Source organism: Lactobacillus sp. ESL0237 (assembly GCF_003692985.1).
Lineage (GTDB): Bacteria > Bacillota > Bacilli > Lactobacillales > Lactobacillaceae > Lactobacillus > Lactobacillus bombicola.
In genome coordinates this window covers 303832-322585 of the sequence record NZ_REHE01000010.1, presented here as the reverse complement: position 1 = coordinate 322585, position 18754 = coordinate 303832, and the positions used below count along the sequence as shown (strand labels likewise).

The 18754-nt window shown below is 35.0% G+C and carries 15 protein-coding genes; 11 read left to right on the top strand and 4 right to left on the bottom strand.

Annotated elements, in window-relative coordinates; genetic code table 11:
* Positions 1–14: 14 nt before the first annotated feature.
* The 4 genes from asnB to F5ESL0237_RS06860 all read left to right on the top strand — a co-directional run bounded on the left by asnB (position 15) and on the right by F5ESL0237_RS06860 (position 6681).
* On the top strand, positions 15–1964 hold the full coding sequence (gene asnB / locus F5ESL0237_RS06875; protein ID WP_122022274.1) for an asparagine synthase (glutamine-hydrolyzing): 1950 nt from the start codon (positions 15–17) through the stop codon (positions 1962–1964).
* A gap of 20 nt (positions 1965–1984) precedes the next feature.
* Complete coding sequence (locus tag F5ESL0237_RS06870) at positions 1985–3259, top strand: carboxylate--amine ligase (RefSeq protein ID WP_122024994.1); 1275 nt, start codon at positions 1985–1987, stop codon at positions 3257–3259.
* A gap of 165 nt (positions 3260–3424) precedes the next feature.
* A complete protein-coding gene (locus tag F5ESL0237_RS06865) occupies positions 3425–4642 on the top strand; it encodes an MFS transporter (protein WP_122022272.1) in 1218 nt (405 codons plus the stop codon).
* An 89-nt stretch (positions 4643–4731) separates the two neighbouring features.
* A complete protein-coding gene (locus F5ESL0237_RS06860; protein WP_122024993.1) occupies positions 4732–6681 on the top strand; it encodes a M13 family metallopeptidase in 1950 nt (649 codons plus the stop codon).
* Between the two features lie 73 nt (positions 6682–6754).
* Here F5ESL0237_RS06860 and F5ESL0237_RS06855 read toward each other — a convergent pair whose 3' ends face one another.
* The 3 genes from F5ESL0237_RS06855 to F5ESL0237_RS06845 all read right to left on the bottom strand — a co-directional run bounded on the left by F5ESL0237_RS06855 (position 6755) and on the right by F5ESL0237_RS06845 (position 10474).
* Complete coding sequence (locus F5ESL0237_RS06855; RefSeq protein WP_122024992.1) at positions 6755–8791, bottom strand: KUP/HAK/KT family potassium transporter; 2037 nt, start codon at positions 8789–8791, stop codon at positions 6755–6757.
* A gap of 117 nt (positions 8792–8908) precedes the next feature.
* Positions 8909–9361 carry a hypothetical protein gene (locus F5ESL0237_RS06850; RefSeq protein WP_122024991.1) on the bottom strand — a complete coding sequence of 151 codons (453 nt, stop codon included), beginning with the start codon at positions 9359–9361 and terminating at the stop codon, positions 8909–8911.
* Positions 9362–9568: 207 nt separating this feature from the next.
* Positions 9569–10474: a hypothetical protein gene (locus F5ESL0237_RS06845; RefSeq protein WP_122024990.1), complete on the bottom strand. Its 906-nt coding sequence runs from the start codon at positions 10472–10474 to the stop codon at positions 9569–9571.
* A gap of 208 nt (positions 10475–10682) precedes the next feature.
* On the opposite strand from F5ESL0237_RS06845, the gene F5ESL0237_RS06840 reads away from it, so the two are divergent.
* The 7 genes from F5ESL0237_RS06840 (at position 10683) to F5ESL0237_RS06810 (ending at position 17659) form a co-directional block, all read left to right on the top strand.
* Positions 10683–10904, top strand: a complete 222-nt coding sequence (locus tag F5ESL0237_RS06840; RefSeq protein WP_122022268.1) for a DUF1659 domain-containing protein — start codon at positions 10683–10685, stop codon at positions 10902–10904.
* A 30-nt stretch (positions 10905–10934) separates the two neighbouring features.
* Positions 10935–11177 carry a DUF2922 domain-containing protein gene (locus F5ESL0237_RS06835; protein ID WP_370448352.1) on the top strand — a complete coding sequence of 81 codons (243 nt, stop codon included), beginning with the start codon at positions 10935–10937 and terminating at the stop codon, positions 11175–11177.
* 526 nt (positions 11178–11703) lie between these two features.
* Positions 11704–13473: an SLAP domain-containing protein gene (locus F5ESL0237_RS06830; protein ID WP_122024989.1), complete on the top strand. Its 1770-nt coding sequence runs from the start codon at positions 11704–11706 to the stop codon at positions 13471–13473.
* A gap of 135 nt (positions 13474–13608) precedes the next feature.
* Positions 13609–14448, top strand: coding sequence for a hypothetical protein (locus F5ESL0237_RS06825; protein WP_122024988.1), 840 nt, complete (start codon positions 13609–13611; stop codon positions 14446–14448).
* Positions 14449–14666: 218 nt separating this feature from the next.
* Positions 14667–15167, top strand: coding sequence for a sigma-70 family RNA polymerase sigma factor (locus F5ESL0237_RS06820; RefSeq protein WP_122024987.1), 501 nt, complete (start codon positions 14667–14669; stop codon positions 15165–15167).
* A 107-nt stretch (positions 15168–15274) separates the two neighbouring features.
* Positions 15275–16501: a glucosaminidase domain-containing protein gene (locus tag F5ESL0237_RS06815; protein ID WP_122022264.1), complete on the top strand. Its 1227-nt coding sequence runs from the start codon at positions 15275–15277 to the stop codon at positions 16499–16501.
* 39 nt (positions 16502–16540) lie between these two features.
* Positions 16541–17659 (top strand): SLAP domain-containing protein, encoded by a 1119-nt coding sequence (locus tag F5ESL0237_RS06810; RefSeq protein WP_122024986.1) that lies wholly within the window; start codon positions 16541–16543, stop codon positions 17657–17659.
* Positions 17660–17756: 97 nt separating this feature from the next.
* Here the strand turns inward: F5ESL0237_RS06810 and F5ESL0237_RS06805 are convergent, their stop codons facing one another.
* Positions 17757–18725: a Gfo/Idh/MocA family protein gene (locus F5ESL0237_RS06805; RefSeq protein WP_122024985.1), complete on the bottom strand. Its 969-nt coding sequence runs from the start codon at positions 18723–18725 to the stop codon at positions 17757–17759.
* Positions 18726–18754: the final 29 nt, after the last annotated feature.

The window sequence follows — 18754 nt, the reverse complement described above, 5'->3', positions numbered from 1 at the left end:
AGGGAAGATAAACTATGTGCGGAATTGTCGCGTTTTATAATCCAGAAATAAACGATAAACAAGCTGCAATTGGCAAAATGATGGCAGCAATTAAGCACCGTGGTCCAGACTCAGATGGACTTTACACTAATGATAAAGTGGCGCTTGGCTTTAGACGATTATCAATTATTGATTTGCGTGGTGGAAGTCAACCGATTTTTAATGAAGATAAGACGCGGGCAATTGTTTTTAATGGTGAAATTTATAATTTCAAGCCGTTAAGAGAAGAATTGATTGAAAAGGGTCATACCTTTACTACTAAGGCTGATACTGAAGTTTTACTTCATGGCTATGAGGAATGGGGAATGGCTGAGTTACTTAAGCGCATACGAGGCATGTTTGCCTTTATTATTTGGGATGATAATACACAAACAATGTATGGTGCACGTGACTTTTTTGGCATTAAACCATTATATTATAGTGATGACAATGGTCAGCTACTTATGGGCTCCGAAATTAAGAGCTTTTTGCAATTTCCAGGTTTTAAACGTCGTTTAAATACTGAAGCAGTTAAGCCATATTTGATGAATCAATACAATGATTTGGCTGAAACCTTTTTTAAAGGGATTCATCGTTTCCCGGCTGGACATTGGTTTGAGTATAAAGCTGGCAAAATGAAGATGCATCAATATTGGGATGCGGAATATAAAGCGAATAATTTAAGCTTTGAAGAAACTGTTAATAAGATTGATGAAGATTTACGTGAAACAGTTGAGCTCTATCATAATGCTGATGTTCCAGTAGGTGCCTTTTTGTCAGAGGGAGTCGATTCCAGCTATATTACTAGTATTTTAAATCCGGATGATGTTTTTTCGATTTCTTTTGATGATGCTACTTATGATGAATCATCTAAGGCTAAGGCACTAGCTGATATTAAAGGTTGGCAATTTTTCTCAGATAAGGTAAATGCTGATGAAGCAATGCATGACTTTGCTGAGATGCAATATCATATGGATGAGCCTGATGCTAATCCATCCATTATCCCTTTATGGTACTTGTGTAAGATGGCACGTAAGCATGTTACGGTAGCATTATCAGGTGAAGGTGCAGATGAACTGTTTGCAGGTTATGTTAATTATGGTATGCACACACATAACAATGTGATCAAAGCATTTACAAATCAATGCAAAAAATTACCTAAGAAGACTAAAGTTAAGTTAGCCCATAAAATTAAAAAAATGCCCAATTTTCCAGGGAAAGTTCATCTTTATACTAACTTAGCGGAACCAAGTGAATTTTATGTTGGTCAATCGGTTATTTATGATTTGGATTATCCAACGATATTTACTTCTCAAGATGCTAATAGTATTTTGAAACCATCTTATCGTAATAAATTAACTGTTAATGGTATCTATCAAACAGACTTTAAAAAGGTTAAAGACCTTGATAATGTTCGTCAGATGCAGTATATTGATTTGCATCATTTTATGCTTAATGACATTGAGCAGAAGGCTGATAAAATTTCCATGGCGCACTCTTTGGAATTAAGGGTACCGTATTTGGATAAAAAAATAGCGCAACGGGCTAATTCAATCCCCACAGAATATCTTGTTAATAAGCACGATACTAAGTATGCCTTGCGGAAGGCTTCTGAAAAGGTATTACCAGCTGAATGGGCTAAACGTCCTAAACTAGGTTTTCCAACTCCAATTAAACAATGGCTGCAAGAACCTCGTTTTTATAAACAGGTACGTGAACTATTTAGTGAAGCTTTTGTTCAGGATATTTTTGAACAGGATAAAATTTTGCAGCTACTTGATGATAATTACAAGGGTGATGGTTCGCATCGGCGACAAATTTGGACAATTTATACTTTCCTTGTTTGGTACAAATTGTTCTTTGTTGATTATGATGAGACAGTCAACCGCTATCAGCATGTACAACCGGAAGTAGCTAACTTAATTGAACAAGGCAAGTTAGTCTAATTAGGAGCAAATTTTAAAAAATGAAACAGGATTTTACACCAATTCTACTAGGTAGTGATATTAATGTTTATGGTATGGCTCGTTCATTCAATGAGGAATATGGTATTAAAGTTAAAGCACTAGCTGATAGTCAATTGGCGCCAACTCGTTACTCCAAAATTGTAAGCGTTGAACTACATCAAGGTTTTAGTGAAGATCCAACTTTTATTGAAGTTATGCGTGACCAGATGAAAATCTACCAAGATCATCAAGAGCCAGTGATTTTAATTGCTTGTGGTGATGGCTATGCCGAACTATTATCTAAACACAAGGAAGAACTTGAAGAAACTTTCATTGTCCCGTATATTGATTATGACTTGTTGAAAAAATTAATTTCGAAAGAGGGCTTTTATCAAATTGCCGAAGAATATGGGCTCCCTTATCCTAAGACTAAAATTGTGACCGTAGCTGATTATCAAGCAGAAAATTATTTAAAGCTTCCATTCGATTATCCAATCGAATTAAAGCCAGAAGATCCGGTATCTTGGCTTGATGTTCATTTTGAAGGACGTAAAAAAGCTTTTACAATTCATAATGAAGCTGAATTAAAAGATATTATCAGTAAAATTTATAGCAATGGCTACAAAGCAGATTTAATTTTACAGGACTTTATTCCGGGTGATGATTCTAATATGCGTGTTTTAAATGCTTATGTAGATAAAAATCATCATGTTAAAATGATGTGCTTAGGTCACCCATTGCTAGAGGATCCTACTCCGCAAGCAATTGGTAATTATATGGCGATTTTGCCTGAATATGATGAAAAGCTGTATGAACAAGTTGAATCATTTTTAGAAAAATTAAATTATGTCGGGATGGCTAATTTTGATATTAAATATGATAATCGAGATGGTAAGTATAAGTTTTTCGAAATTAATTTGCGGCAAGGTCGATCAAGCTTTTACGTTACTTTAAATGGTTATAATTTGGCTAAATGGTACGTTGATGACTATGTTACCGATAGCTTGCAGGAAAAAGAGCCAGTTTATGGTAATAAACTTAAGTCGCAACATACTTTATGGTTAGGAATTCCGGTAAAAGTATTTAAGCAGTATGCTACTAATAATAATGCTAAACGTCTAGCTGAAGAATTAATTCATGAAGGACGTTATGGTACTACGGTTTTTTATGAAAAAGATCGTAATTTTAAGCGTTGGCTACTACTTAAATATATGTTCCATAATTATATAGGGCGTTATCAAAAGTATTATCAAGTGAATAAAGGACAGTTCTTTATTCAGCAGAAGAAACAATAATTTTAAAAGCTCATCTCACTTAAGAGATGAGCTTTTTAATGATTTTATAATGTCTCAAAGGCAATAACTTGATTTTTATAATATTTAGATTATTAGTCGGGGTGTTTTTTTGCACGCTTCTTGTTAAACTGGTAAATGGAATGCTAATTGGGAAGGACGGAATAAATGAAACTCTCACATGGATCAAATAATGAAACAGAAGTCAAATTGCGTTGGCTATTACTAGGCGAATTAGTAACCTGGATTGGGTCAAGCTTTGTTTGGCCGTTAACTTCAGTCTATTTGAATAAACAATTGCATATTAGTTTGTCAGTAATTGGTATTGTATTATTTTGTAATTGTGCCAGTAATGTCTTAGGATCAATTGTCGCAGGTTGGCTTTATGATAGATATAACCCATATCCACTAATTGTAATTGGTTTGGGAATTGATGCTTTAATTTTAATTTTGATGGCTTTATTTCATGGTTGGCCTGAATATTGGTTTTGGCTTGTTTTGACAGGATTTGCTAGTGGCTGGGATGGGACCCTAATTAATTCAATTGCGACAAGTTTGCGTAAATATCCAGGAAAATATGTGTTCAATTTGATTTATTTTGCCCAAAATGTAGGTACTGTCACAGGTACGCTTTTAGTGGGTTATTTGTACGATTTTTCAATTGAATTCTTATTTTTATTAGCGGCATCTTTATTTATAATTGGTTGTATTAACGCAGCAATTCACTATCGACCAATTAGTAATTTTCACCGGCAAAGGCATACAAGTGTAAAAGTTGGGGAAAAAAATAAATTTGAACCAATGCCTAAGTACAATACGATGTTAATGTGTGGTTTTTTATTGTCTTTGGCAGTCACTTGGCTAATGTATATGAATTGGGAATCGAACCTTTCAGTGTACATGGTATCATTAGGTATACCATTTCATTTATATAGTTTGCTATGGACGCTTAATGGGGCAATTATCGTAATTGTACAAGTAATTTTAGCTCGTTATCCCTATTTATTTAAAAACCTATTTCAACAAATTATTTTTGGTACATTAATGTTTGCTATTTCTTTTGCTACACTTATTTTTGCTCGTGATTTTGTTCATTTTGCCTTATCAATGGTGGTCTTAACCTTAGGTGAAGCAACGGCGTTTCCCGCAGTTCCAGCATATGTTAATGAGTTATCTCCGCTTAGCAGTAAGGGAAAGTATCAGGGCGTGATTAATGTAGCGCGGGGAATTGGCCAAGCATTTGGTCCCTTATTTGGGGGAATGATAATTGATCGTGCAGGATATATTCCCTTTTTTATTATTGCTGCTGGTGGGATATTTTTAATGGTACTATTACTTTTACCATTGTATGCTAAGTTAAGGAAATATATTAAGTTATATAAATAATGTGTTAAATATTTGTTGATAAGCTGTATAATTAAAATGACAATATTAATTTATTCAAATTTTAATTTTAATTTAAAAGGAGTGTTAGCATGAGAAAAAATTTTGCAGTTCGTGGCGGTAGCGGTGATGTAATTGAGCCTAAAGTAGGTACTCGACCGCAAGACAATATTTATTTGGCAGTTAATTCGGAATGGATTGAAAAGACAAAGATTCCGAGTGATCGCTCGCGAATGGCATCTTTTGATGGTATTGATGTTAATGTTGAGAAACATTTAATACAAGATTTTGCAGACTTTGCTACTGGCAAAAAAGAAATTCCTGCTATCCCTAATTTAGCAGAGGCAGTCAAATTATATCAATTAGCTAGTGATTTTGATAAGCGTAACAGAGAAGGTGCTGAGCCAATCAAAGCCGATTTGAATATTTTGACCGGTATCAAGGATTTTTCTGATTTTAATTTAACTGCTCCTGACTTGACTACCTTTGCATCGCTACCATTTGGTTTTGATGTGGAGCCTGACATGAAAAATACCAAAGTTAATGTATTATACTTTGCTGGTCCAGGTACATTTTTACCAGATACTACCACTTATCAAACCGCAGATGCTCCCAAGTTATTGGCAATTTTACAACAGCAATCAGTTAAGTTACTTCAAATGGCTGGTATTGCTGAAGATGAAGCTCAAAAATATGCGGCAGCTGCTATTGAATTTGATGCTAAGTTGGCTAAAGTAGTCAAGTCTTCTGAAGAATGGGCTGATTATCCAGCTACCTACAACCCAATGGCGATTGCTGATTTTGAAGATAAATTTAGTGAATTTAAGATTCAACATTATCTTAAAGAAGTAATTGGTGAAGAACCCGAGCGGATTATTGTCGAAGAGCCACGTTATCTTGACCATATTAATGAAATTATTAATAAGGATAACTTCGCTGAAATAAAAGGCTGGATGATTGTTAACTTTATTAATGGTGCTGCCTCTGACTTGTCGCAAGAGTTTCGTGAAGCTGCTTTTCCATTTAGTCAAGCCCTATCTGGTCAACCTAAATTGGCTGAGGGCAATAAACAAGCTTACCATATCGCTAATGGAAGTTTTAGTGAAGTAGTTGGTGTGTATTATGGTAAAGAATACTTTGGCGCTGATGCGAAAAAAGATGTTGAAGATATGATTCAGCGGATGTTGGATGTCTATAAAGATCGTTTACAGCAAAATAGCTGGCTGTCTGCTGAAACTAAGAAAAAGGCAATCATTAAACTTGAGGCTTTAGAGCTTAAGATTGGGTACCCAGATAAGATAGAAGAAATTTACAATCGGCTGAAAGTGATTCCAGCCAGTCAAGGTGGTAGCCTTTATTCTAATGAGCGCGCCTTTGCTGTTGCAGAACAAAAGTACAATATTGAGCAACTACATCAAAAGGTTGATCGTACGGTTTGGGCAATGCCGGGTAATTTGGTTAATGCCTGTTATGATCCCCAAAGAAATGATTTGACTTTCCCAGCAGCAATTTTGCAAGCACCATTTTATGATTTAAAGCAGGATAGAGCAACTAATTTTGGTGGCATTGGGACGGTTATTGCTCATGAAGTTTCACATGCTTTTGATAATAATGGTGCTCAATTTGATGAATTAGGTAATATGACTAATTGGTGGACCGAAGCAGACTATGCTGAATTCAAAAAGCGAACACAAGAAGAAATTGATTTGTTTGATGGTATTGAATATGGACCAGTGAAATTGAACGGTAAGCAAATTGTTTCGGAAAATATTGCTGATCAAGGAGGCTTGACCGCTGCTGTTGAAGCTGCTAAGAATGAAAATGATGATTTAAAGCAACTATTTGAGAATTTTGCTCGTATTTGGGCAAATAAACAATTAACTGAATCAATCAAGACGCAAACAGCCGTTGACGTGCATGCCCCCGGTCCATTACGAGCTAATGTACAGATTCAATGTCAAGATGACTTTTATAAAGTTTTTGCGGTAACACCTGAAGATGGCATGTGGCTAGATCCGGATAAACGCGTAGATATTTGGTAATTAGCAAACAACATAACAAAAAACACTGATCAAAAATTTCTGATCAGTGTTTTTTTATATGCAGGATTATTAACTATTGAATTACTTCATCTTCATTTTTTAAATGAGAATAATCACATGAGGCGACTCGTTTAATATGTAAATCCCTACTTGGTCGACCTAAGATTAATGGTACGCTTTCGACTACAGTATCAGTATATTCCAAGCCAAACCAAGATGCAGGATTAGAGGACAAATTTTGTAACCAAATGCGATCCGTAACAATCCATTTTTCAAAGCCTTTTAATTTAGTTAGTGGGCTGACGGCATCTTTGACAATGACGAATGAAAAGTCACCTACCTCTCGACCAGGTGAGGTTGTATATTCTTGTGGTTGCGATTCAATTGTTCCATCTTTAATTAGATCATGAACCACTTGGCGTAAATAAACATTTACACTAGTTTGCTTTTTAAAGCCTAAATACAATTGAACGTTAATTACATTCTTGGTGTCATAAGTATTTACGGCATACTTTGCTGTATATGGTTCATTAGTAATGTTTACGGAAACAAACCAATAGGCTCCCGCTCTTTTTGGCCTTTTATCCAAAATTGAATATAAAATTTCACGTTTAATAAATTTATTGTACTTCACTTTAGCCATGTAGACTAAGTTAGTAGCATAGACTGGATAATCATCATCGTGACTAAGATCAGTCAGCATATCAGTATATTTATCTAAACGAACATAAGTGTTCGCTCCTTCATGTTTGTCCCGAACCTTATTACCGAAGAACCAGATAAACATAATAATTCCAATGAAGCCAGCAATTAAGACTGTAACATAACCACCATGGGTGAACTTAGTTAAACTAGAAATTAAAAACATACCTTCGATGAAACCAAAAACGATAAGGAAACAAAGACGTAAAATCAGTGGATGGTCTTTGGCACCTAAATATTCAAATAGAAGCAAGGTAGTCATTAACATGGTAACCGTGATAGATAGACCATAAGCAGCTTCCATATGCTCTGAGGTACGGAAGAACATAACAATTGCAATCGTGACTACACAAATCATTTTATTAACAGCAGGGATATAAATCTGCCCGTGTTCAGTTGTAGGGTAGTTGATTTTCATTCTCGGTAAGAATTTAAGTCCACTTGCTTCAGACACAAGGGTAAAAGATCCGGTAATTAAAGCTTGCGAAGCAATAATAGCAGCAATTGTTGCTAAGATAATTGCAAATAAACGTAAATTAGTGGGTACCGCCTCAAAGAAGGGATTTAGCTCCGTTCCGTTTGTATGGTAGTTTGGATTTTTCAAAATCCAAACGCCTTGTCCCAGATAGTTTAGCGCTAAGCAAATAAAGACATATGGCCAAGAACCTAAAATATTACCACGACCAACATGACCTACATCAGAATATAAGGCCTCTGCGCCAGTTGTTGCCAAAAAGATTGAACCTAAGATAAAGATACCAACTTTATTAGCAGGACTAAATAAAACTTTGATAGCTAAAAGAGGATTTAGTGCCTCTAGGATAGACCAATCTTGCATCATATTGTGGATGCCAATTAAGCCTAAGAAGCTAAACCAGATTAACATAATTGGTCCAAATGCCTTACCAATTATGCTAGTACCAAAAGCTTGAATTGAAAATAATAGTAATAAAATTACGATAGTAATGATAATGACAGAATTTTGATCAGGAACAGGGATGCTTGAACCAAAGTGCATATTTTTTAGCCCTTCAATTGATGTTGTTACTGTTACTGCAGGGGTTAAGGTGCCGTCAGCCAGTAATGCTGCACCGCCAATTAATGCTGGCATTACTAGCCACTTAGCTCTTTTACGAACAAGTGCATATAATGCAAAAATTCCTCCTTCGCCGTGATTAGTTGCGTTGAGAGCAATCATGACATACTTAACAGTCGTCAATAAGGTAACAGTCCAAAAAATCAAAGAAATTGAACCTAAAATTAGCTCACGGTTAACATTGGCAATACCGCCGTTGCCAGTTACGATTGATTTCATAACGTATAGCGGACTAGTACCAATATCACCGTAAACAATTCCTATCGTAATCAGCAGACCTGCTACTGAAATCTGTTTCTTTTTTCGATCCATAGTTATTCTATACTCCAATAGATTAATATAAAAATTGTTTAAGTAAAAGAGAATGTCAACTTGACATTCTCATCTAAGGATATATTTTGTTCTTTTTTTAGTTATAGTACAAGTAAATTATGACAAAGAAGTAGAAATATTATCACGACGATTTTCATACCAACTATCCCAATCGTCATATGAAGTCATATCTACTGCTTTGATATTATCTTGACGAATAATTTCATCGACAATGTTTTGGAGATTTTGCGCATGGTATTGTAAAGCATGACGCATAAGCTCTTTTTGTTCAAAATGGATATTATCAAGTAGGTAATGGTTAATGTCAACCATATTAGAATTGGTATCATATAAATTCATGATTTCCAAATCTTGTTGGTTGAATTTAGCAATGTAAAAGTAAGTAAAAACTTGGAGATAGTCAGGCTGTTCAGTAAACTCAGTCTGTGGCATAGTAGTCCATGTTGCTTCAGGCATAACTACTTTTAGTTCTTCTTCTTTTAATTCTTTTTCCTTGTCTTGTTCTTTTTCGTTATCTGTATCTTTGATATTATTTTCTTTTTCAGTCAAAGCGGACACTCCTTTAATAAAAATAGGAAACGTGAAAGTCAATAGTAATTTTACCGACTTTAGCTAGTAAAAGCAACTATTCTAATGATGGCTGCTTAATGGGGTTAGTCTTTCTTACTATATGCATGAGTAAAACGAGTAGTTCCATTAGCAATAGTACAAGATAACCAAAAACGCCCAAGTTAAGGGCGATTTTTTGAAGTTAAATTAGGGCTTTAGATATTTTTGCACATCCCTTTTAGTAATTAGATTAGGATTAGCTCGCTTAGAGCTACGGTAAAGATCAATTAAGTCCTGTGGGCTCCATGACATAGCATCGTAACCTAACTTACCAACACGTTTACGTAATTGGGCAATTTGATTTTTGGCAACAGTTTTACCGTTAACTTGGTGATTGCCCATTGAGCCTTCACCAGTTTTGCCAGCATTGCCAGTTGCGCCAATACTATTTTGGGCATTATTGCTTTTAGCATGGTTATTTGAACTGGATCCATTACCTGAGATAGCGGCATAACCCTGAATAGCAGATTTACCATTAGTGGCAGCTTTTTTATCCTTTTTAATTCCTGCTTGAGCGATATTTTTATATTTTTGGTAGTATTTATCGCCAATGTAAGGTAAATTTAAAACTTTTTGGTATTGTTCAATAGCTTTTAAATATTGTTTATCAGCCTCAGCTTGAGAGGCGGTTGCAAAAATTGGCTTAATTTCGTGTTTATAATCATCTTCTACGTCTTCAACAAGAGACTTCAACTTTTCTCCCTGTTTGGTTAAAACAGGATAACCATTACTTTTAGTGATGACTTGATTGATAGCTTTTAATGCCTGATCATATTTACCATCTTGGGCATATTTAATTGTAACAAGCATGTTATCAGCCTGACTTTTATAAGCGGCTGCTTGTTTGGTCTTTTTAATATTTAGTGCCTGCTTAAACTTATTACTAGCTTCAGCATAATTTTTATTTGCGACTGCTTTTTTACCATGTGTAATTGCTTGATTATAGGAAGCTTCAACTTGGTTATTAGTTGAATTTTGTTTAACAAAAAAGAAACTTCCTCCTAAGACAACTACTACCGCAGCTACAATTGTCCAAATCGTAGTTTTTTTCATAATAGGAATTTGTCCTCCTTACTAATATTAATATTAATTATAGTTGGTTTGGATTGATTTGACTACCTAAGGGCTATTTTTAATAAAAGAAAGTCAATTTTTTTAAAAATGTTACATTTTGGTTTTTCAATTCGTTATTAATAGTGTAAGAGATCTAGCGCGCAGATTGCTTACTTAAAACAGTTTTAATTAAGGAAGGTTGATAAAAATGAATTTTGAACTAATTGATCAAGCAATAGAATATACGTTTGTCGATGAAAACAGTAATTCTAAAAAAGGCAAAAATCGTATCTTTCCCCATGTTAAAAAGGGAGCAACAGCAACGGGATTGGCTCAATTTGGCACTGCCATTGCCAGTTTGCAAGGTAATAGCTTAGGCAGTGCGACTTTAATTCAAAAGCAAGCAATTAAGTTAAATGAGCAAGACTAAAGATTAATAATGATAGGAAGAAAGGCAAAAATCATGTCCGTAAAAAGTAAAATTTTGCAATTAACATTCTTAAATGGTGCTGGTAAAAAGACTAATGTTGCTTTACCGGATGCAATTGAAAATTTAACTGCAGTCACTGTTGAAAGGGCAATGAATCAAATTGCTCAAGCAGACAGCTTTAGTAAGGATGGAGTTGATTTGTATAAAATTCCTCAGTCTGCTTCATATATTGAACGAACTGTTACTAGTTTGTTCGACCATACTAGAAATTAGGAAAGTAGATCTGCAAATTCTGATGATACTGCAAAAAATAAGTTATAAACTGCGCCATTTATGGCGTAAACTATAATTATTTCACCGTTAAAGTCACGCAAACTATAAAACGCGTGACTTTTTTGATATATTCAAATTATTTTGTTAATATTTTGTAAAATAAAAAGTAAAATAAAATAACGATTATAACTTTAATTTGATAAAAAAACTGAATTCATAGGCTTAATTAATATTGCAAAATTTAGTCATTTTGAAAAAAATGAAACCGTTTATTACAAAAGTATGTAAAATAACCCCATACCTTGCATTTTAGTTTAAAGCTAGGTACAATATGGAATGTGGTAAGTAATAGCTATGCTTCAGGTTCGACAGCCTGTACGCATGCGCGTTCTTCAGTTGGAGAGCTACCTCATAAGAGTTATAAACTTATGAATTCGACTCGAAGGGTGTTGTAACAATGTAGGATCAAAACGACTGAACCTATAGCCTATTACTATTTTGTATATACACAAGGAGGAAAGACCACATGAAGAAAAATTTAAGAATTGTTAGCGCTGCTGCTGCTGCATTATTAGCCGTAGCCCCAGTTGCTACTTCTGTTGTATCAACTGTTTCAGCTGATATTAACGTACCGGTTGAAGGTGGAACTACTAATACAGCTCCAGCTGAAGCTTCAATCAAGTTAAACATCACTAACGTTGCTAGTTTAGCAGCAAATGATCCAGCTTCTAAAGTAACTGCATCACTTGCAACCCCAACTTTGCCAACAGGTGCTTCAGTATCTGTTTCAAAAGCTAAGGTTTACACAGCTACAGCTGATGCTACAGCTCCAGCTAAAGGTAAAGTAGGTTCCGGTACTGAAGTTACACAACTTGCTACTGGTGCTACTTACTATGCTGCTGCTACTATTACTCTTACTGGTTTAACAGCTAATAAGGAATACAAGATTACAGCTAATGGTGCTACTTACACTGTTACTGCTGATGCAACTGGTACAATTGCTGGTTTTGGTATTGTAAGTGACGGCTTCAACCTTGCTGATGCAACTAAGACTGGTGCACCTTACGTTAGAGAAAACAAGACTGATGGTAAGGCTGTAGATGCTGGCTCAGTTGATCTTACTAGTGCTCAATTGAATGTAGCTGCTGTAGTAGCTGCAATTAACGCTAAGTATGTAGCTGCTAACACCACTACTGATGCTAATGCTGCTACTGCTTCATTTGCTGATGTTGAGGCAGATGTTCGCGCTGCACTTAAGAATGCTGGTGTAACTGTAAAGGCTGATAGTAGTTTTGATAAGCCAGCAGCTGCTTTCCCAGTTACTTTGAACTTGAAGTCAACTAATGGTAAAACTGCTACTTTTGTAGTTACTGTTAATCCACAAGCTGCTACTGATGATTCATTCCCATTAATCAGCTACAATGGTACTGGTTATGTTGGTAATAAGACAATTGATGCTCTTCCAGATAGCGCAAGCTTCAACTATGTACCAGTTAATGGTGTAGTTGACAAGAAGGCTATTGAAGATGCCTTTACTGCAAAAGTAAGTAACACTACTGGTGCAGCTGCTATGACACCAACTGTTGATATCAGCAAGGTAAACACTAAGGTTGCTGGTAAGTACCCAGTTACTGTTTCTGCTACTAACGCTGACAAGAAGACTACTAAGGTAACCTTCATGTTAACTGTTGGTACTAAGGGTGCTACTTATAAGACTGTTCAATCAGATGTAGATGTTCCAGTTTACAAGATTACTGGTAACACTGTAACTGACACTAAGACTGTTGTTAAGAACGGTGACCAAATTGCTACTTTTGGTGATGCAATTGTAGTTAATGGTAAGTCATACACTCACATTAACAGTGCCGATTCAGACCTTTACGTAGAAACTAAGTACGTTGATGGTTCAGTTAAACCTGGCGACAAGGTAACTAAGAAGGTTATGCACAATGCTTACATTTACGATGCTAACCACAAGCGTGTTGGCGACAAGACTTTAGCAGCTTACACTAACGTTGACGTTTATGGTAAAGCTACTAAGCTTGCTGATGGTAGCTTAGTTTACAAGATTGGTGACAACCAATACGTAATGGCTGACAACATTGATGGTACTGTACGTACTTTGACTCACAATGCTTACGTTTACAAGACTAGCACCAAGCGTGCTGACCGTCGTGTATTGCGTAAGGGTGAGAAGGTAACTACTTACGGTAACCCTTACAAGTTCAAGAATGGTAAGTCATACTACCGTATCGGTGGACCTGCTAAGCAATACGTTAAAGTTGCTAACTTTTAATTAATTAGTCAATTAAATAATTAATTACCAGAGCGGAAACGATTATCGTTTCCGTTTTTTGGTGTTTAAGTTAAAGTTGTTCATGATAGTATTACTATAAATGTATATTTTATTGTGCTAGAAAGGAGTATTATCATGAATAAGACGCATACTACTTGTCACTTACCACATAACCCGCGCTATCAAGTTTGGTCAAAGCAGTTATTACAGGAACGAGTTGGAAAAGATAAGGCAGTAGAGCAATATTTAATTAGGACTAACACTTATTTGCTTAATGCCAATACACTTGCAATTTATGAATTTCATCAGCAACCATTTTTAGGAATTTATAAAAGCGTGATTTTTGATTGTCAAGAAGGGATTGTACTTTGTCAGCAAAGTAGTAGTGCCCTAATCACTGCTTTTTCACAAAAAGTCTTACTTGGTGGGTTAGAATTTCAACGAGAATTAGCCGATAAACTTAATTTAAAAGGACATAATGTAATTGCAACTGGGAATTTAACCTACTTTTCCCTCCAAAGCTATAATAGTAGCAATGTTGACTGGATAGCCTTACATCAAATTAGTAAATTTGAGTTTTTAAGTTCAGCAACCGTTATTTTTAAAACAATTAACTATAACGGGCATCGGTACAGTTTTATTTTCAATAAGCATAGTAAATATTTATTTGAAAAGATATCTAATGCTTTATTTTTTAATCATGTAATTTCTAAATTATTAGCACAGCATGCAGCTATTTATTTTGGGATTACTTTATCCAAAAAACGTGGGCCCTCGTTGATTGATCAATCTGATTATTTTCATCCGCATAAGGCAATAGGTGATCTTTCCTTGAAGAGTATTATTTCTGCTGTTAATCAAAAAAGGCAACTAAGGTATGTACACTATTTAGCTGACGAATTTGAAATGCCTTATTTAATTGAGGCAAATAAGACAGTATATTATTTAAGCAAACGACCAGATACGTTATATTAAAGTAACAGCTAAACCAATTCGGTTTAGCTGTTTTTTAACCGGATTTTGGTCGCCTACAGTTAAAAGCCCGCGTAAAATATTAATAATACTAGAAAATAAGGTTAATTAAGCTAATGGCATTTTAGCTCAGGTTAATTATGGTTTTCAGAATTAATTTAAACTTGCTAATCTGATGATGCACAAGCGCTTGTGACAATATATTAAAAGGAATGTCACAAATGAAGATTAGTAAGCAGGCATTTTTGCTGGCTTGGCATAATCAAAAATTAGTCCGAGATGCTTTGAAATATGTACATGTTAGCCGAACTTATCAAGGTTATGAAGATTTATTTCAAGAAGGAATTATCACTTATGCTGGGATGATTGAACTACATGGAAAGTTGACAAGGGAATTGAACCGCTTGAGTTTTCGAAAAGTAGTTTGGCATACAATCGATTTATTACGTAAAGAAAAGCGTAACCAAAATCTTGAACATGTTTTGAAATTATTAATAACAAATAGACAATTTAGTAGTCCTGAGCTCAACTTGGCGTTAGCACAAGAGCTTCCTAAGCTGAACAATACTGAAAGAATGTTATTTTATAGTCATTTAATTAATGGACAATCAATTACATCTATTGCGCAAAAGAATCAGATTAATCGAGTACAATTGCAACGAGTTAAACGTCAGCTATTAGTCCATTTACGGAAAATTTTGATTTTAGATTACGATTTGTAATATAACGTATTCAATATTACTTTTTGACTACAATTAAAACTAACCTATTGTTTATAGTAAGATTGCTCGATACAATAAAAGTGTCAGTTAAGGAGGAAACATAATTTATGAAAAAGAAACTAATCACCGGTATTTCGGCAGCAGTACTTGCAACAACTGCTGTTGGACCGGTTACCAACAACCTGATTGCCAATTCTATTTGGCAAACTAAGCCAGTTTCAGCAGCTCAAGGTAATGAAGCAACATTTTTAAATACTGCAGCTTCACAAGCACAAAAAGTTGCTAAAAAATATGGTTTATACCCATCAGTTATGATTGCACAAGCAATTGTTGAATCTAATTGGGGACAATCAGGGTTAGCAGTGAACGCTAATAATTTATTTGGCATGAAAGCTGATGATAGCTGGCCAGGTGAAACGTATGCAGCGAGAACGCGAGAAGAAGATAAAAACGGCAAGAGCTATTATATCGTTGCTAAATTTAGAAAATATCCTAGTTATCAAAACTCATTTGATGATAATGGTAAGAAGTTGCGCCAAGGTGTTTCTTGGCAACCTGACCGTTATCAGGGTGCTTGGCTTGAAAATGCCACTGCATATACTGATGCAACTAAAGCTTTGACAGGAACATATGCGACTGCCAATAACTACAACACCATCTTAAATAATAGAATTACAACTTACAATTTAACCCAATATGATCCGCAAGTGTCTAGTACCAGCAAGTCTTATGTTGTTAAAAAGTCAGGTGCAACTTATGCTTGGCCAACTGATCACAGTGTAACGACTAAGACTGATTCGATTAGTAAGGGTGATGCGGTGACAGTTACTAAGACCATTACTTTTTATAATGGTAAACAACGCCTATATATTTCAGGTAAAGGCTGGGTAAATGACTCAGTTTTGGAAATGGGTAGTGCCTTACCACCGGCAGCGCAGGCACCAAAGAATGAAAAGAAAGTTAACAAGACTTTAATGCATACAGCTTACATTTACGATGCTAAAGGTAACAAAGCTAAAGGTATGAAAGCCATTAAGGTTAGTGGTAACGGCAAGGTAATTGCTACTTATGGTACCAAGACTATTAATAATAAAAAATATTACCGTATTGGGCAAAACCATTACCTTGCCGGTGGCAATATTGATGGTACAATGAGAATTTTAAAACATGATACCTATGTTTATAATAATTATGGTAATCGTGATAACCAAGAAATTATGAAAAAAGGTAAATCTGTGGCCACTTATGGGGCAGCAGTCTCTATTTATGGTGTGCAATATTACCGTATTGGGGTCAACCAATACATTAAGCGCGCAGATTTTAGCCTTAATTAACCAACCCCTATCAGCAAGAAATGAGGAACTAACTTTTAGATGAAGATAAAGAAACTAATAACTACTATTGCTATCGGAGTAGGTTTAGTTATCCCTATTTTTAAAATAAATCAAAATCAAGTAGTTGAAGCTGCTACCGTAAATTCAATTGCTAAGCAAAATAGTTATAGCAATGTTACTTTTTTATATAAAATGTTGCAAACACAAAATATTCGCTATAATAAGTTTTATGCTAATGGTAACAAAATTAAGTACCGTAAGGGTAAGCCAGAAGGAATTGTTATTCACGAAACAGCCACTCCTGGTGCATCAGCTTATAATGAGGCAATTTATTTTAATCGTGAGTGGAAGAACATGTATTCATATGTGCATGCCTTTGTCGATCACGGCCAGGTAATCCAAATGATGACGCCAAATTATGGTGTATGGGGTGCAGGAGCAATTGCTAACAATCGCTATATTCAAATTGAATTATGCCAAGAGAACACGCGTGCTAAATTTGCTAAAAGTGTAAATAATGATGCAATTTATGCGGCTAAGCTACTTCATCGTTATAATATTAAACCAAGTAACGCCTGCAATACAGGCAAGGGTACAGTTTGGTCACATCATGCAGTCTCCCGTTTTTTAGGTGGAACAAATCATACTGATCCTGATGATTACTTTGCTAGGTGGGGTTATTCAATGGATCAATTTTATGCCTTACTGAAATATTACTATAATTTGCAAGGAGCAGAACCTAGTCCTAATCCTAAAAATGATAGAACTGATAATCCTAGCATAAATGAATCTGAAACAACAGGAACGAAGACTTTGATGCACGATTCCTATATTTACGATGCTAACGGTGAGTTAACTAGTGCCCCATTAATGCTAGCTGGAACGCAAGTAACCTTGAGTGGGTCTAAGACTATAAATGGTAAGCCATACTTAAAAATTGATGATAATCAATATGTTGATGCAAGTAATATTATTGGTACAAAGCGAACTTTGAAGCAGGATGCTTATATTTATGATACAGCTGGTGTGCTTATGAATGAGCCGGAACTTAAATGTGATCAAGCCGTCAAAGTTTATGGTAGTCCTATTAATATTGCAGGTGAATTTTATTATCCAATTAATGCTAACCAATTTGTGAAAGTAACTAATTTTAAGTAATTAAAAACAGTTCAAAGGAAATTTTTAGTTAATCGCTAAAACCGTTTTATTTAGTGATGTAGGTTGTTTCCTTGGACTGTTTTTTTATGTAGAAAAATTAATTTTTAATCGATGCCTTAGCTTTAGCTAAAACATCAATGACAGCAGTACTATGCTCATATAATTTGTTAGCCATTTGCTGATCATGTTGATCAATAATTTTACTGAAATTATTGAATTCGCTAGCCATACGGTGTGAATATTGATTAAAACGTAAGCGGTTAGTTTCTCCATTACGCATTTCAACTGTAAAGTCGTTAATAACACCTGTTGATCCATCAAAATAAATAGAACCTTTTTCTCCTTCAATAAAAGAACGGGGTGTAGTATAGCAGTCTTTAGCTGCAATAAGAATGGCCTGCTTATCTGGGTAAACTAAATTTAAGCTACCTGAAGTATCAATACCTTTTTGCATAACTGGATAATATTGCACACTAATCGGTTTGCCAAAAAGACCAACTACTAGGTGAATATTATATATATTTAGGTCCATTAAGGTTCCACCCCCCTTAGTGGGGTCGAAGACAGGCGCAATTTTATTGGCTAAAAAGTCATCATAACGACTAGAATATTGAGTATAATTGAGGCAAATAATGTGAATGGGTCCAATTTTATTTATTATTTTTTTGATTGCTTGATAATTTTTTAAATGAATATTTGTAATTGCCTCTAAAATAATTACCTTATGCTGGTCAGCCAATTGCTTGAGCTCAGTAGCTTCGGCAACTGTTGCTACATAAGGCTTTTCACAAATTACATTTTTACCAGCTAAAATAGCTTGTTTTACTACTTGGTAGTGTAATGAATTTGGTACAGCCACATAAACAGTGTCAACGTTGTTATCGTTACATAAAAGTTCGTTATTTGTAAAGACATCTTTAATGTTATATTGTTTGGCCAGACTTTGGGCAACGTGTTGGCTGCGTTCAGTGGTTGAAATAGCGGTTATTTTCATATTGGCAATTTTATCTGCTGTTTGTAAAAAATCGTGTACAATCATACCACTACCAATGATTCCTAATTTCATGAATAATCCTCCTTTTAAAAATTATATCT

What these genes read in the sequence shown, in the direction of transcription:
- F5ESL0237_RS06860 (WP_122024993.1), top strand. Translation starts at nt 4,732, where the DNA reads ATGAGAAAAAATTTTGCAGTTCGTGGCGGTAGCGGTGATGTAATTGAG.
- F5ESL0237_RS06830 (WP_122024989.1), top strand. Translation starts at nt 11,704, where the DNA reads ATGAAGAAAAATTTAAGAATTGTTAGCGCTGCTGCTGCTGCATTATTA.
- F5ESL0237_RS06810 (WP_122024986.1), top strand. Translation starts at nt 16,541, where the DNA reads ATGAAGATAAAGAAACTAATAACTACTATTGCTATCGGAGTAGGTTTA.
- F5ESL0237_RS06825 (WP_122024988.1), top strand. Translation starts at nt 13,609, where the DNA reads ATGAATAAGACGCATACTACTTGTCACTTACCACATAACCCGCGCTAT.
- F5ESL0237_RS06845 (WP_122024990.1), bottom strand. Translation starts at nt 10,474, where the DNA reads ATGAAAAAAACTACGATTTGGACAATTGTAGCTGCGGTAGTAGTTGTC.
- asnB (WP_122022274.1), top strand. Translation starts at nt 15, where the DNA reads ATGTGCGGAATTGTCGCGTTTTATAATCCAGAAATAAACGATAAACAA.
- F5ESL0237_RS06805 (WP_122024985.1), bottom strand. Translation starts at nt 18,725, where the DNA reads ATGAAATTAGGAATCATTGGTAGTGGTATGATTGTACACGATTTTTTA.
- F5ESL0237_RS06815 (WP_122022264.1), top strand. Translation starts at nt 15,275, where the DNA reads ATGAAAAAGAAACTAATCACCGGTATTTCGGCAGCAGTACTTGCAACA.
- F5ESL0237_RS06840 (WP_122022268.1), top strand. Translation starts at nt 10,683, where the DNA reads ATGAATTTTGAACTAATTGATCAAGCAATAGAATATACGTTTGTCGAT.
- F5ESL0237_RS06865 (WP_122022272.1), top strand. Translation starts at nt 3,425, where the DNA reads ATGAAACTCTCACATGGATCAAATAATGAAACAGAAGTCAAATTGCGT.
- F5ESL0237_RS06820 (WP_122024987.1), top strand. Translation starts at nt 14,667, where the DNA reads ATGAAGATTAGTAAGCAGGCATTTTTGCTGGCTTGGCATAATCAAAAA.
- F5ESL0237_RS06855 (WP_122024992.1), bottom strand. Translation starts at nt 8,791, where the DNA reads ATGGATCGAAAAAAGAAACAGATTTCAGTAGCAGGTCTGCTGATTACG.
- F5ESL0237_RS06870 (WP_122024994.1), top strand. Translation starts at nt 1,985, where the DNA reads ATGAAACAGGATTTTACACCAATTCTACTAGGTAGTGATATTAATGTT.